19 protein-coding genes are annotated in these 14,816 nt (G+C 33.4%); 14 read left to right on the top strand and 5 right to left on the bottom strand.

What is annotated here, in order from left to right:
* The first annotated feature begins 156 nt into the window (after positions 1-156).
* Entirely contained in the window at positions 157-765 is a 609-nt protein-coding gene (locus IM793_RS07400; protein WP_193420405.1) for a DUF6624 domain-containing protein, read from the top strand.
* Positions 766-882: 117 nt separating this feature from the next.
* Here the strand turns inward: IM793_RS07400 and IM793_RS07405 are convergent, their stop codons facing one another.
* From IM793_RS07405 to IM793_RS07425, 5 genes are all read right to left on the bottom strand, one after another.
* Positions 883-1,608, bottom strand: coding sequence for a LytTR family DNA-binding domain-containing protein (locus IM793_RS07405; protein ID WP_193420406.1), 726 nt, complete (start codon positions 1,606-1,608; stop codon positions 883-885).
* Entirely contained in the window at positions 1,605-2,372 is a 768-nt protein-coding gene (locus IM793_RS07410; RefSeq protein ID WP_193420636.1) for a histidine kinase, read from the bottom strand. The genes IM793_RS07405 and IM793_RS07410 overlap by 4 nt, the downstream gene beginning before the upstream one ends.
* 377 nt (positions 2,373-2,749) lie before the next feature.
* Positions 2,750-4,072: a S41 family peptidase gene (locus IM793_RS07415; protein WP_193420407.1), complete on the bottom strand. Its 1,323-nt coding sequence runs from the start codon at positions 4,070-4,072 to the stop codon at positions 2,750-2,752.
* A gap of 139 nt (positions 4,073-4,211) precedes the next feature.
* Entirely contained in the window at positions 4,212-4,400 is a 189-nt protein-coding gene (locus tag IM793_RS07420) for a hypothetical protein (RefSeq protein ID WP_193420408.1), read from the bottom strand.
* Positions 4,401-4,532: 132 nt separating this feature from the next.
* Positions 4,533-5,945 carry a S41 family peptidase gene (locus tag IM793_RS07425; RefSeq protein ID WP_193420409.1) on the bottom strand — a complete coding sequence of 471 codons (1,413 nt, stop codon included), beginning with the start codon at positions 5,943-5,945 and terminating at the stop codon, positions 4,533-4,535.
* 279 nt (positions 5,946-6,224) lie between these two features.
* Between IM793_RS07425 and IM793_RS07430 the strand changes: the two genes are divergently transcribed.
* The 13 genes from IM793_RS07430 to IM793_RS07490 all read left to right on the top strand — a co-directional run bounded on the left by IM793_RS07430 (position 6,225) and on the right by IM793_RS07490 (position 14,760).
* Positions 6,225-6,422 carry a hypothetical protein gene (locus IM793_RS07430; protein WP_193420410.1) on the top strand — a complete coding sequence of 66 codons (198 nt, stop codon included), beginning with the start codon at positions 6,225-6,227 and terminating at the stop codon, positions 6,420-6,422.
* 135 nt (positions 6,423-6,557) lie between these two features.
* Complete coding sequence (locus IM793_RS07435) at positions 6,558-7,016, top strand: CPBP family intramembrane glutamic endopeptidase (protein ID WP_193420411.1); 459 nt, start codon at positions 6,558-6,560, stop codon at positions 7,014-7,016.
* Positions 7,017-7,828: 812 nt separating this feature from the next.
* The gene (locus tag IM793_RS07440; protein WP_193420412.1) at positions 7,829-8,020 is read left to right on the top strand and encodes a hypothetical protein; all 192 of its coding nucleotides are present in this window, start codon (positions 7,829-7,831) and stop codon (positions 8,018-8,020) included.
* Between the two features lie 52 nt (positions 8,021-8,072).
* Complete coding sequence (locus IM793_RS07445; protein WP_193420413.1) at positions 8,073-8,213, top strand: hypothetical protein; 141 nt, start codon at positions 8,073-8,075, stop codon at positions 8,211-8,213.
* 1,023 nt (positions 8,214-9,236) lie between these two features.
* Positions 9,237-9,377: a hypothetical protein gene (locus IM793_RS07450; protein ID WP_193420414.1), complete on the top strand. Its 141-nt coding sequence runs from the start codon at positions 9,237-9,239 to the stop codon at positions 9,375-9,377.
* 248 nt (positions 9,378-9,625) lie between these two features.
* Entirely contained in the window at positions 9,626-9,790 is a 165-nt protein-coding gene (locus IM793_RS07455) for a hypothetical protein (RefSeq protein ID WP_193420415.1), read from the top strand.
* A gap of 27 nt (positions 9,791-9,817) precedes the next feature.
* Positions 9,818-10,018, top strand: coding sequence for a hypothetical protein (locus tag IM793_RS07460; protein WP_193420416.1), 201 nt, complete (start codon positions 9,818-9,820; stop codon positions 10,016-10,018).
* A gap of 28 nt (positions 10,019-10,046) precedes the next feature.
* Positions 10,047-10,184, top strand: coding sequence for a hypothetical protein (locus IM793_RS07465; RefSeq protein ID WP_193420417.1), 138 nt, complete (start codon positions 10,047-10,049; stop codon positions 10,182-10,184).
* Between the two features lie 261 nt (positions 10,185-10,445).
* Positions 10,446-11,606, top strand: a complete 1,161-nt coding sequence (locus tag IM793_RS07470; protein ID WP_193420418.1) for an HlyD family secretion protein — start codon at positions 10,446-10,448, stop codon at positions 11,604-11,606.
* A 113-nt stretch (positions 11,607-11,719) separates the two neighbouring features.
* Positions 11,720-13,921 carry a peptidase domain-containing ABC transporter gene (locus IM793_RS07475; RefSeq protein ID WP_193420419.1) on the top strand — a complete coding sequence of 734 codons (2,202 nt, stop codon included), beginning with the start codon at positions 11,720-11,722 and terminating at the stop codon, positions 13,919-13,921.
* Positions 13,922-13,936: 15 nt separating this feature from the next.
* On the top strand, positions 13,937-14,260 hold the full coding sequence (locus IM793_RS07480) for a helix-turn-helix domain-containing protein (RefSeq protein WP_193420420.1): 324 nt from the start codon (positions 13,937-13,939) through the stop codon (positions 14,258-14,260).
* Between the two features lie 75 nt (positions 14,261-14,335).
* A complete protein-coding gene (locus IM793_RS07485; protein WP_121283823.1) occupies positions 14,336-14,515 on the top strand; it encodes a hypothetical protein in 180 nt (59 codons plus the stop codon).
* 62 nt (positions 14,516-14,577) lie between these two features.
* A complete protein-coding gene (locus tag IM793_RS07490; RefSeq protein ID WP_121283822.1) occupies positions 14,578-14,760 on the top strand; it encodes a hypothetical protein in 183 nt (60 codons plus the stop codon).
* The last annotated feature ends 56 nt before the right edge of the window (positions 14,761-14,816 follow it).

Consider the following 14,816-nt stretch of genomic DNA (forward strand, 5'->3'; position numbering starts at 1 on the left):
CTAGTGTCAGGCCGATTCGATTTGCCAAGGCTAAAGATTATTATGATATTAGCTGTAACGCTTTTACCTTGAATACTAATGAGACTTATATATTTACCGATTATCTTCCTGTTATTTACCAGCTCGTCCTTTTGTCAAATAAATGATAAAAGTATTTTGATAGGGCAACTTGATTCTATTGGACGATTAGATCAGGTTTACAGAGGCCAGCTCAACGATATCAGGAACCACTTTGCAGATGATAGTCTTAAATTAAAAGATACACTGCGTAAACATTTTGAGTTGATCAATAAAGTAGACTCTTTGAACCTGATTACGGTATCAGCAATTATTGATCAATACGGTTGGTTAAGTACCGATGAAATAGGGGAGGCTGCCAACTCAGCCTTATTCATGGTGATTCAGCATGCAGATTTGAAAACGCAGGAAAAATACTTGCCTATTATGCGAATTGCTGCAAAGAACAAAAAACTAAAAGCCACCAGTCTGGCGCTGCTCGAAGATAGGATTGCAATGTTTCAGGGCAGGAAACAGATTTATGGAAGTCAGGTAGCCTGGAATATGCAGACCAATAAATATACCATCATGCCCATGATCGATCCAGATCATGTTGATGCCCGCAGAGCAGATATAGGTCTTGGATCTTACACCACTTATCTGATTGATATGGGTATTGCATGGGATGTTGAACAATATAAAAAAGATCTACCTCAGATAGAAGAATCGCATAAAAAGATGATGAGCGGAAATAAAGCTAAAAACTGATTTTTGTTTCCTGCAGATTTCGCAGAAAGGACGCAGATTTACAAAGTATAGTTAGAAGAAGCGTATCTGCTTAATAGCCAATGCTGTGCGCTCTGCCCTCTGTTTTTCGCTCAATGCTCAAGAGATCAACTTTTGCTTCATCATATCCAAAAAATCTCTCCGATAGGTTTCGCCAATTAATATTTCAGCCGAAATACCTTTTAAAATAATCCTGTTCCCATCTATTGAAGTAATTTTATTAAGTGCAACTATAAACGACTTCTGTACCCGGATAAATTGCGCTTTGGGTAATCTTTCCTCTACATCTTTCATGGTTAGCAGCGCGAGCGTTCTAATCCCGTTATGGTGAAAAGAAATATAATTTTTCATACCCTCAACAAAATCAATTTCAGCGATATTAATTTTAAGCATTTTACCTTTAGCCTCTGTTTTAACCATAAAATAATCATCATCCTGCTGGTTAGCCGGCATATTGGTTTTTTTAGAGTGGATTATCTTTTGAGCCTTGTTTATTGCTTGTAAAAAACGGGGCAGCGGGATAGGTTTAACTAAATAATCAACCACATCAAGATCGAAGCCCTCGGTCGCAAATTCCTTATATGCAGTAGTAAGTATAACCTGCACATTCCTGTTTTTCATGGACTGAATAAATTCGATACCTGATATCCCTGGCATATGAATATCTAAAAAAATGAGATCTACCGGATTGCTGTTTAAAAAGCTTAGTGCATCAATCGGATTGATAAATGTTGCCGCGATCTGTATGGCAGCAACAGATTTCAGGTAATGTTGTATTACTTCAATGGCATGGTCTTCGTCATCAACAATAATGCAGTTAATCATGAGGTGTATGGTTGAGGTTTAATTTGTGGTATCTTGAAATGTTCCAAAAAGCCTAAATTATCAAATGAGCTTGGTTTTTCCTGGTGATCAGTAACCTTATTATAAGGCAAAGTTAATTCAAGACTATAATCAATCTCAGTTTCATTAATATTTAATGCAATCCCTTTTTTGTAATGATTTGCGAGTCTTTTCTTTATGTTTTCCATACCTATGCCACTTGACAGTTCTTTAGGACCATTTTTCTTTTTATTCCAGGTGGTTAGATGAATGTTATGATCGATTTCGTTAATGTTTAAAGTAATCTCAACAGGATGCAACTTATCTGTGCAATCGCCATGTTTTAAGATATTCTCTACAATGGTGATTAGAATTAATGGAATCAGTCTTACATGATCAGTATTACCATTCACACTAAAATCGATCTGTAATTTGTTATTGAAACGAAGCTGATTAATTCTAATTACATTTTTAATATGCTCAATTTCCTCGTCTATTAAGGTCGTGCGGTCATCTTTATCCATTTCCAGGGAATAGCGCATGATTTTACTGAGGGTCATAATGCCATCGGCAAGCTCTTGAGATAAGGGTAACGATTTTGCGAAAAAGAAATTCAGGGTGTTGTTTAAAAAGTGAGGATTAATCTGTGCGCGGAGAAAAGCATATTCTGCTTCATGTTTTTCTTTTTCGATAAGGCGTAGTTTTCGTTCGTGTTTAACGCTCTCGCTAGCATAGTAATAACCAAATCCCCAGAAGAAGTATTTTATGAATACTCAAAGAACCGAAATCGAATGTTGTGAAAAGTTAAAGATTGGGGTAGGGGCTCCAATTACTTTAAATAAGGGCCTGATATGGTAGCCTGTAACGTACCATTGAATAAAAGCTAATGAATAAATAAACAAGATGGCCAATATTAACCTATATATCCTTACCGGATTTGTATACTTGCCAAATATCCAGACAGTTAGATAAAATGTGAAAACATTCGGAAGATTAGAAAATATAACATCTGCTAATCCGAATGAATAACTGTCAGGGCTATTTATGAATTCGGACAGATTACCTAAAAAGATATACAGCATCCAAAAAAATACATGGTATATCGTTAGCCTATATTTATTTAAATACACTTTTATGAATTTAATTAATGATGTTTTACGAAATCTATCCAATCAATTGTATCATGTGGTATTTTGATATCGGGTTCAATACCAATGTTATCTAAGGGGAATGCTGGTAAGCGTGTTGATTTAACGGCAGGGTACCATAAGGAATAAAAAGAGCAAGGCATTGCTGTATTAACTACTTCTAAATAATCAATTGCACCTGCCGTATTCTCACCATATACTTTTACTTTTTTACTCTGTTTTGCCTGCAAAATAAAAAGTTCGGCCGCACTGGCAGTATTTCTATTTACAAGAAAAGAAACACGTTCAGGATTTTTTAATGTTGTATCATATTTTATTGTATCTATAGGATACAAATTGTATAATTCGCCTTGATGAGCTTTAAGTTTTAATAAATTTTGTTTAAAAATCAGTTGCATGCTATCAGGTAATTGAGGATATTCTGTGGAATATCGATCTTTTATATTGTCTTCGGTTGCTAATACTATTCCCCCTTCGGTCAAAATTGGATTTGTATAGATGTACGGCATTAAATTTCTAAATATCAATACCGTTCCTCCCGAATTGTTTCTGAGATCTATAATTAAATGCTTTCTACTTTTTAGTTGGGCTTCATTTTTTTTTATTAAGCTGTCGGTTTTTGATATATAGTCCAATGATCTAAAAGATGGCATTTCAATTAAGTAGGTTTCATTGTCTATAATGCTAAACTTAGGGGAAAGATCTACACTCTTTATTGTTGCATTTTCTTTTGGTTTTTTAATGCCGCTATGCCATTTGCCAAATGGTCCAAAATCTAACGTGCCTGCGTCTACAAGTAAAGGAGGATAATTTAAGGAATGATCTATTGCTCGATAATAAATGGTTTTATATTTATTGCCAGTTTTTAACAACTTCCACTTTATCTGACCCGGAACCCATTTTGCGCCATCTGCTTTCAGTATAAAACCGTAAAATTCCTTATCTCTAATTCCAGTTTTTCGAACAGCTATTTGATATGTGCCAGTTTCATTGCTCCAAATACGCTCTATGCTGTCTTTTTTAATTTTATCATTATTTAAATATTTAATAAAATCTTGTTGAGACCATGATACATGTTCTTCTTTGGAGAAAAATGCTCTTATTGAATCTGGATGTTGGTCTTTAAACTCTATTGCGAAACCTACATGCTGATCCTTGAAAAAATTTAACCAAGTATTGCATATTAATACGCATTCAGAAGCATTCGAAGTATACGTAAGTTTTTGTAGGCTGTCTGTAAACTTCTGAAACTTAACTTTGTTTGATTTATTTATTTTATCATTATAGCCAACATAATTTAACATTATCTTTTTTACCATATAATCGAAGTTAATTGAGCAATTGCAATTTTGTGCTATTGACTTAAGATTAGACAAGAAAAATAGGGTGACTAACAAATATTTCATTTTACAATATGGTATTGATTTTGGATCGATTATAAATGTAAAAAATAAATTCTTATTGGCTAACTACTGTTTTTGCTTGAGTTTTATCACAGTCAGGTAATGTGGAAGCATTTCCAGCTGATTCTAATTGGTTAGTACGATTACCCCCATTAATTCTCCTCATTTGCTCTTTCGTTAAATTGGCAAAGTAGTTTCGCTTAAAAACAAATAAAGTTTTTTTTTCTAATTTTTTGTTTTTCATAATTGTAATATTAGAAGGTTAAATAAATGTGCTTAAAGGTGTTATTTCTTAATGCGATAGCCAAAAAATATACACCAAACGGCTGTTTATATATATCAAACCAATAGATTGTAAGGCTTAAGTACAGAGCCGTTATTTAGTTTTATACTTCTTTACAAAATCAATCCAATCGGTAACATCGGCAGGTATTATTACATCAGGCTTGATACCAATATTATCTAAGGGATAATCTGGTAATCTTAAAGATTTACAGGTAGGGTAATAAAGCGTGTAGAATTTACATGGCATTTCTACTTTAACAAATTCAGTGTAGTCTACAGCTCCAGATGAATGTTCACCATAGAGTTTCACCTTTTTACTTTGTTTAGCTTCCAGTAAAAACATTTCAGCAGCGCTTCCCGTACCCCGGTTAACAAGAAATGAAACACGTTCAGGATTTTTTGAAATAGTTTTAAACTTGATGGTATCTATTGGATATAGCTTATACATTTCTCCCTGGTGAGCTTTTAACTCGGTTAGGTATTTTTTAAAAACGTTTCTTATGCTGTCAGAGGTTTCGGGATATTCTTTAGCGTAACCGCTATCTTTAATGTTTTCTGGTGTTGCCAGAACATATCCGCCTTCCTTTAGTATAGGGTTGGTATAAAGGTAGGGCATTAACTTTTCATATATCAGAACAGATCCACCGCCATTATTTCTTAAATCGATAATTAAATGTTTGGTGTTTTTTAATACGTTTTCATTCTTTTTAATTAATGCTGCTGTTGGGGCTACATATTCTAGTTTGCCAAAAGATGGCATTTCAAATAATGCGGTTTCATGGTCCAAAACCTTAAATTTTGGCGAAAGGTCAATTTCTTTTTTAAGTGGAGCAGGGAGTAGTTTGGGGCTCCTCATCCACTTTCCGAATATTCCGAAATCTAAAACATCTCTAGTTTTCAAAAGTATTGGGTGTTGCTCTGAATGGTCCCCCCCAGCAAAGAAAATGGTTTGATATTGATTATCCTTTTTTGCCAATCTAAATTTGATATGTTGAGGCATCCATCTTACAGAGTCTGCCTTTAGTATAAAACCTATAAACTGATCGGACTTTTTGTCTTTAACAATCCCAACTTCATATATGCCAACGCTCCAAATTCCTTCAATGCTATCCAGGGCTTCTTTATTTTGTTCAAGATAGGATTTAAATGTGCTCTCTGTCCAGGTGGTTTTTTCTTCATTAGCAAAAAAACTTCTTACAGAATCTGGATCCAATTTATCAAAATCCATCCCAAATGATATGTGTTTATCTTTGAAAAAATCTAACCATTCCCGGCATAAACTTAAACACTTGTATTGGTTGGCCTGATTGGCTACCTGTTGCAGACTATCTGTGAATTTTTTAAACTGTTGGCTATTTGCAGGCTTTACTTTATCGGCATAGCCAACATAATTTTTTGTTATTCTATTAGTAAGATAATTAAAATTATCACCGCAATTACAGTTCTGAGCTTGTAAATTATAAAACGGGAATAAGAGCAATAAGTAGAAGATAATTTTTTTCATAGTTTTAAATTACAATTATAGTAGATATTTATCCACAAAGCATGAACTATTTTAAAATACATATTTGTATTGCCTTATCTTGAGGGAAATGTAATATCTATTGGCACTGATTTAAACTATTTCTGATGTTATATCTCTTTTTGTCCTTATAAAAGGGCTTTTAGTGTATCTTTTTTCTGAGTCGAATTTTAAAATTAGATACTTGTTTCATGTTAGGCCAACATAGGCGGAACCTGAAAAGCCTTTAAAGAGTAAGAAAACTTAAATGAAAAACTAATTATGAAAAATTTAAAATTAGAAAGTTTTGGCGTTCAGGAAATGGATGCAAAAGGATTGATTAAAGAAAATGGAGGTAGATTTAGCGTGGGGGATTACTTGATAGGACACTTATTAGATGGTTGGGTTGAAATATGGTATCATGCTGGGCAAGAAGGTGGTCGTTATCAACAATCTCTTCCGTCTGGATTAAAAAAGTAAATCTAAGCTATGGGGCATTTTCAAGATCTGCCCCATAGTCTATATCGAATAAAGGTAAAAAATCTTTTATTTGTAAATATAAATCTCGGTCAAGGTATGTTTAATAACACTTTTAAGGTAAGGTTGAAAAATGCAATGGAAAATCCAATAATATTTATTGTTATATTTTCATGTTTTTTATTAGGAATCAGTTTTTTATACGATTATTTTATTGAATTAATAGAATCGAAATTTGGTGTTGAAATTGTTTACAATAATAGAATTGATCATAAAACTTTACCTTACAAATTAATTTTATCTTGCTTTTTAGCTCCATTAATAGAAACCTACTTTTTTCAAAAAGCACCTTACGATATTTTGAAGAGGAGAAATTCAAAAAAATGGGTCATCATATTGGTTTCGAGCCTGCTATTTGGATTAATTCATTTTTCAAGTTTTGCTTATATCCTTTATGGTTTCCTTGCCGGAACTGTATTAATTATGGCTTATTTATGCTGGGAAGGAAGGAGATTAAATAAATTTGTAATTGTTTGCATCATTCACATGTTACATAATTTATTTGTTCTTTGTGGTGATTTAATTAACCTTAAATAATTTTGAATTGAAAAATGTAAAATATTGAAGGCGATAATTATTATTTAATTGTGATTATGTTTAATATTATAGCTTTTAACACGCCAGCCTAATCTGTTTTAGAACGCATATATATCTTTCGATCATAAAATATCTTTTATAAACGGAGCAATACAAGGCATTAAATATTTCAGTATTTTCTTGTTAACAATTTAAATAAACATTTAATCTAAAAATGAAATGAAAAATAACCTTTTGCTATTTATCTTTCTGGTTTTTGCCCTAGTTGGAATAACTTATTTAGGTGGTTATTTTATTGGTAAGGCGGTATATTATGTTAGCCACTAATAATGTTAGAATATTTGCTACTCCCATTAATTACAAATGAGTTTAATCCATGTATGAAAGAAATTATCGGGATTTGGCTCATGAAGTGTGTAAATCCCTAATCATTTATTGCTGGTAGGCTTTTGGTTCCATGGCGAAATTCATGACCAACTCTCTTATCCAGCCTTTTCGTCCCTGGAATAACCCTTTTAGTGTATCTTTTTTCTGAGTCGAATTTTAAAATTAGATACTTGTTTCATGTTAGGCCAACATAGGCGGAACCTTAAAAGCCTTTAAAGAGTAAGAAACAAAAATTTAAATTAAACAAAATGAAAAATTAGAATTAGAAAGATTTGGTGTTAAGGAGATGGTTGAAAAAAATGGAGGGATGCTAGGATTGCTTACTCTTCCAATTACTGGGTGGATTTCGGGCTTCATTTATGAAAAAGCACTGCAGGCTATTAAAAGTCACATTTAAAAAATTAAACAAATAAAATTGACATATTATGAAATCTTTAAATAAAATTAGTAAATTGAATTCACTAAAAATTGATAATCTTAAAGAGTTATCAGAGCAAGAAATTATTGAAACAAATGGAGGCATACTTGGATTATTAGGTTTAGTTGTTGGTGCTACAGCATTAAGCTACCAGCTGTTTAAATTTGGTTGGGATGCAGGTGTAGCTGCGGCTAAGTAAGTTTTTGTATGAAACAATTGGTAAGATAGGTAACAGACATAAATTTAATATTATGAATCATTCAATTACAAAAGAAGACAGGATTTACGTGTTTGTGTTATTTCTTGTACTTCTTACTTATTTATCATTTGAGCTGTTTAGGTTTGGTTTTGAACATGGGAAAGATTATGCAGTTGCTGCACTATCCCTCTAATCACTCTTCCTTAAATAGCGTTTAAATAGTTAACCGATAGATGTGGTTTTTATTTTAAAGATCCAAAGCCTTTTCACCTCTACAATACACCATTTCGTGTATCTTTTTTGCTCTATAAATTCTAAAATTAGATATTTGTTTTATGTTATGCTCAGCTAGACAGAATCTGAAACAAGTAGGAAGCCATGAAATCAAATTTCAATTAAAACAACTCATCTAAAATTGCTATGAAAAACAACCTTCTGCTATTTATCTTTCTGGCTTTTGCCCTAATTGGAATAACTTATTTAGGTGGTTATTTTATTGGTAAGGCGGCATATTATGTTAGCCACTAATAATGTTAGAATATTTTCTATTTCCATTAATTACAAATGAGTTTAATCCATGTATGAAAGAAATTACCTGGATTTGGCTCATGAAGTGTGTAAATCCTAATCATTTATTGCTGGTAGGCTTTTGGTTCCATGGCGAAATTCATGACCAACTCTCTTAATCGAGCCTTTTCATCCCTACAATTTCCCTTTTAGTTTATCTTTTTTCTGAGTAAAATTTTAAAATTAGATACTTGTTTCATGTTAGGCCAACATAGGCGGAACCTGAAAAGCCTTAAATGATTAAGGAATAAATTTTAAATTAAACGAAATGAAAAAATAAGAATTAAGCAATTTTGTTGTTCAGAAGATGGATATTAAAGAAATGGATAAAATAAGTGGAGGTAATGTACCAATTTGGTTATATTTATGGCACCCGGTTCTGCCTACCTAATCGAGAAATTTGAAAACGGCTGTCAATGTAATGTTTTATAAAAAAAATAGATATAAAATGAAAGTAGATTTTAAAAATTAGAAGTCAAAGAATTAACTTTGGTGGAAAAGAAAAATATAAATGGAGGGATTTGGTAGGTTTTTGCAGCAATTGGTGGACTTGTTTATCTAGCCGGAGAAGTGGCAGAATCAGCAGCTTATAGGAAAGAATTTTTGTGAAAAAATAGAATTTTTAAAGTACATTTTAATTTTAGGCAATATGAATAATATTATTAAAAAAAATGCAAAAGCGTTATCTACTGTAATTGCTATTGTTTTACTTGTTTTTGTGTTGGGCGAAATTACTGAATCTTTTGGGAGGAGTTTTGCTAAAGGCTTTAACATTAGTATAAAAAATTAATTAATTGTTAAATATTGCAATATTTCTAAAATAGTATTTAAGTAGTTAACCGATAGATGTAATTAGTACATCTATCGGTTTTTTTATTTTCTAAAGATCAAAACAGATTCATCCCTAAAATAGCCCATTTCGTGTATCTTTTTTCTGAGTCGAATTTTAAAATTAGATACTTGTTTCATGTTAGTCCAACATAGGCGGAACCTGAAAAGCCTTTAAAGAGTAAGAAACAAAAATTTAAATTAAACGAAATGAAAAACTTAAAATTAGAGCGTTTTGGTGTTCAGGAAATGGATGCTAAAGAGATGTTAACCGTTGATGCCGGGAATCCAATTGTTCTTTTGTTTGCGGGTGGGCTTTTGGGAATTGCATTGTATGCTGCTTATGAAATTGGTAGAGCAGATGGAAATAGATAGTTATCTGTTAATTAAAATAAAAAATATATGGAAAATTATAATAAAAATCTTAGTGTAAAGCTTACAACCATCAAATTAATAGAATTAAACAAAACTGAGCAATTAATGATCAGTGGCGGCTCTCAAGAAATATCAATAGTTAGCCACATGCTTAGGGCGATGTCTGGTAGTATATTTGGAGTAGCCTACTGGATAGGTTATGGCGTTTCAAAAGCAATAAACGAGTAATTTGTTAATTTTAATTATAACATATACTATGAAAATACTGGAAAATAATTGGGTTAAGTTGATCTTGTTTTTACTATTGTTTAGTACCATGATGGTTGCATATAAAATTGGCAGAAATGATGGAAACCGTGATGGTAAAAATGTAAGTATTGATTTGTCTAAATAACGTTAACTCTCTCAAACTAATTTAAACTGTATTTTGAGCAATAAAGCTATATTTAATTAAAAATATGAAATAAATTAATTCTAAGAAAGCCAAATACGATTAAAATATTGTTAACCGATAGTGCCTATTTGTGCATCTATCGGTTTTTTATTTTCTAAAGATCAAAACAGATTCATCCCTACAATAGCCCATTTCGTGTATCTTTTTTCCCGCATAAAATAATAATCACAAACTTGGCCTTAACCAAGCCAATTGATGATTATGTCTTTTACAGAAGATGCCAATTTCGAAGATAACGCCATTATTTTTTTACACCACACCAAGGTTCGTACACAAATTATTTATTCTGCCACCATATTTTTCATTCTTATTGCTTTTGCTGCCCTGCCTTTTATTTATACAACCGTAAGTGTTAAAGGTAATGGTTCTTTGCAGAGTAACATCGAAAGGGCAGAATTGTTGGCGCCAGTCTCCGGGAAAATTACGCTGATTAATTTAACCGATAACAAAAAAATAAAAAAAGGACAACTCCTTTTAAATATTGATCCTACCATACCCGAAACACAAAATGTGATTTTGAATAATCGCTCCCGTGAATTAAAAGATTTATTAAATGATGCGCTCCTCCTCTTAAAACTGGTCGATTTAAGCAATGCCGGGCAACCTGCATTGCAGACCGGCCTGTATGCTGCAAGCTGGCAACAATACGCAGAGCAGATTCAAAATGCATTAAATGTACGCGAACAGGCCTACAAAATTTATAAAAGGTATGAGATTCTTTTCAGCAAGAGAGTAGTTACCGAATCAGAGTATGAGCAATATAAATTTAATTACGAACAGGCACTTTCCGATTTTAAAATGGTTGCCAGGAAATATAAAACACAGTGGCAAACCGAATCTAATCAATATAGAAAAGAACTCAAGGACTTGGATAGTCAGAAAATCCAGCTTACCGAACAGGAAAAACTATATCACTTAACTGCCGGGATTTCTGGCACGGTACAAAATCTGTCGGGTTTACAATTGGGTTCTTTCATTTCTGCCAATCAGAAAATAGGCGAAATATCGCCAGATAGTGCTTTGCTGGCCATTTGTTATGTTAAACCTCCAGATATCGGTTTAATTAAAACCGGGCAAACCGTCAGGTTTCAGATCGATGCTTTTAACTATAACCAATGGGGTTTGCTTGCTGGTATAGTAGCCGATATTTCAGACGATATTATATTGATTAACCAGAGTCCTTATTTTAAAGTGAAGTGTAAATTGGATAGGGATTATTTGAGATTAAAAAACGGTTATAAAGGCCAGGTAAAAAAGGGTATGACCTTTAATGCACATTTTACTATTGCCAAACGAAACCTATATCAACTGCTTTATGATAAAGTTGATGATTGGCTAAACCCCTTAAAAGGCGTAGGGTAAAAGGCTTAGGGTTTAAGGAGGATAGCTTAAAGGTTAAAGCCGAAAATATCAAATCACCAATCACATTGCTCCAGTCTCATATCTCCAGTCTCACATCTCATATCTCCCTCATAATGTCTACACTAATAAAACAACGCGATATTACCGATTGTGGTGCTGCTTGTTTGGCATCTATAGCTGCATTTTATAAATTGAAAATGCCTGTTGCGCGGATTCGCCAATTGGCCAGCACTGATCAAAAAGGAACCAATGTTTTAGGTTTGATAGAAGCCGCAAATAAACTGGGTTTTGAAGCAAAAGGGGTAAAGGGCAATTTAGATAGTCTTTCTAAAATCCCACTACCAGCAATTGCTCATGTAGTAGTAAAGAAGCAATTGCAGCATTATGTGGTTATTTATAAGGTAACGGATAAATACGTCGAAGTAATGGACCCCGGCGATGGAAAAATACACCGCAAAACCATTGATGAATTTACAAGCGAATGGACAGGTGTATTGGTGCTGTTATTGCCTGATGAAGGCTTTAAACAAGGCAATGAAAAGGTTGATACTAAAAGCCGTTTTTGGAACCTGATTAAACCACATAAAAGTATTGTAACACAGGCACTTTTTGGTGCTTTGATTTATACCATACTTGGGCTATCTACCTCTGTTTTTGTTCAAAAAATAACCGATCATGTTTTAGTAGAAGGTAACCGGAACCTGCTTAATTTAATGAGTTTAATGATGGTAGCCATTTTAGCGCTGCAATTGTTTATAGGCACTGCTAAAACTATTTTTACCATCCGTACGGGGCAACAGATAGATGCCCGCTTGATATTGGGTTACTATAAACACCTCTTAAAACTGCCTCAACAATTTTTCGATACCATGAGGGTAGGCGAAATTATTTCTAGAGTAAACGATGCGGTTAAAATAAGGGCTTTTATAAACGATGTTTCCATTAACCTGGTGGTAAACGGCTTTATTGTTGTGTTCTCTTTTATTTTAATGTTCAGTTACTATTGGAAACTGGCCTTAATGATGTTAGCTGTTATTCCATTGTATTTATTGATTTATTTCATCAGCAATAAATTAAACAAGAAAATTCAGCGGAAGTTGATGGAGGAATCGGCCGAGTTGGAATCGCAATTGGTAGAAGGTTTAAATAATGTGGCCACAATTAAAAGATTTGGTTTAGAAAGATTTACAAATGAAAAAACAGAGACTCATTTTATCGGCCTCCTCAGAACAATTTATAAATCAGGATTAAACTCTGTTTTTTCTGGTACATCAACAGAGGTTATTGCCCGTATGCTTACTATCGTTTTACTTTGGGTGGGTGCCGGTTATGTTTTAGACGGCGAAATTACCCCCGGTGAATTATTCTCTTTCTATACATTAATCGGTTATTTTACTGGTCCGGCTACTTCCTTAATTGGAGCAAACAAATCTATTCAGGATGCCATGATCGCCTCTGATCGTTTGTTTGAAATCATGGATTTGGAAATTGAACAAAATTCTTCTGGCGTTTTCCTCACCAAAGAATTAATGGGTGATATCAGATTTGAACATGTAGCCTTTAGATATGGGAGTCGCGTTAATGTGTTTGATGATCTAAATCTAATGATTAAGGCCGGAAGTTTTACCGCTATTGTTGGGGAGAGTGGATCCGGTAAATCTACCTTAATGTCTTTGCTACAAAATATTTATCGCATACAATCAGGCAATATTTTTATTGGTAATCATGCGCTTAAGTATTTGAACAATGCCTCTTTAAGAAATTTATTAAGTGTTGTGCCACAAAAAATTGATCTTTTTGCAGGAAATGTAATCGAAAATATTGCCATTGGCGATTATGAGCCAAATATGCAACAGATTATTGGTATTTGCACACAATTGGGGATTATCGATTTTATTGAAGCTTTGCCAGAAGGTTTTCAGACTTATTTAGGTGAAAACGGAGCCTCTTTATCAGGTGGACAAAAACAAAGGATCGCCATCGCGAGGGCACTATACCGTAATCCTGAAATTTTAATTCTGGATGAAGCTACTTCCTCTTTAGATTCAGCTTCAGAGCAGTATGTGCAGCGAACAATAGATTTGCTAAGGATGCAAAAGAAAACAATCATCATCATTGCGCATCGGTTACCTACGATTAGAAAGGCTGATCAGATTATTGTATTAGATAAAGGAAAGGTTGTAGAAGAGGGGAGCCATACGGAAATGATGATGGCGAATGGGCATTATGCTAGTTTATGGAAACAGCAATTTGGCGATGATGACCTACCAAGTCTGATCACCCCCTCACTTGAATTTGTAAGAGATAGCATTTAATTATCCAACTGTACTATGAAACTATTAGAATACATCGATCGCATTAAGATCATTCACAAATTGATAAAAGAAAGCCGTACAGGTGCTCCTGAAAATTTAGCAAGAAGATTATCAATTTCTACCTCGCGACTATACGTGGTATTAGATGAGTTGAAATTAATGGGCGCTCCGATAGAATACTCGCGACAGTTACAAACATATTATTATACCCAGGCATTCGAAGTAAATATTAGGGCCGATTTTACGGTTTTAAAGCCTCAGGAGTTAACGGATATAAATGCTGGTTTTTTTTATCAGCAAAATTATCCACTCCTTTTTTTGTATAGTGAGCAAAAGTAATTTAGTACCGTTGCAACAAAAAGGCGTATACCGAAAAGCCTTTAACGAGTAGGTGAAATCAATAAAATCTAAATTGTGAAAAAATTAAATCTAGAGAACTTAAATGTTCAGGAGATGAGCTTCTCAGAAATATCTCTTGTTGAAGGAGGCAGCTGGATTGGCAGGGCGTGGAATTCGATAAAAGAGTTTGTTTTGGATGTAGTGCATGAAATTGTTACCGATGTGGTAGGCGCCGATCCAACCTCAAACCTATAAATAACTAAAATATAAACCGGATGGTCTAAATAGCAGGCCTAAAACTAATTAAAAAATACAATATGAAAAATCTTAAAAAATATGAGGTTGAAGAATTATCTTTAACAGAAATGAAGTCAATTGATGGTGGAAGCTGGTTTAGCAGAGCATTTGAAGCAGTTGGTAATGCTTTGGATGACGCTTATCATTGGTTACAGGATAATATTGGACTTACCTTAGGCTCAGATGGAGCACATGGAAAATAATTAAACAAAAATAGCAGGTCAAATACCTGCTATTTTACTTCATTTTATACCAGCTT

The organism is Pedobacter sp. MR2016-19 (assembly GCF_014947265.1).
Classification (GTDB): Bacteria; Bacteroidota; Bacteroidia; order Sphingobacteriales; family Sphingobacteriaceae; genus Pedobacter.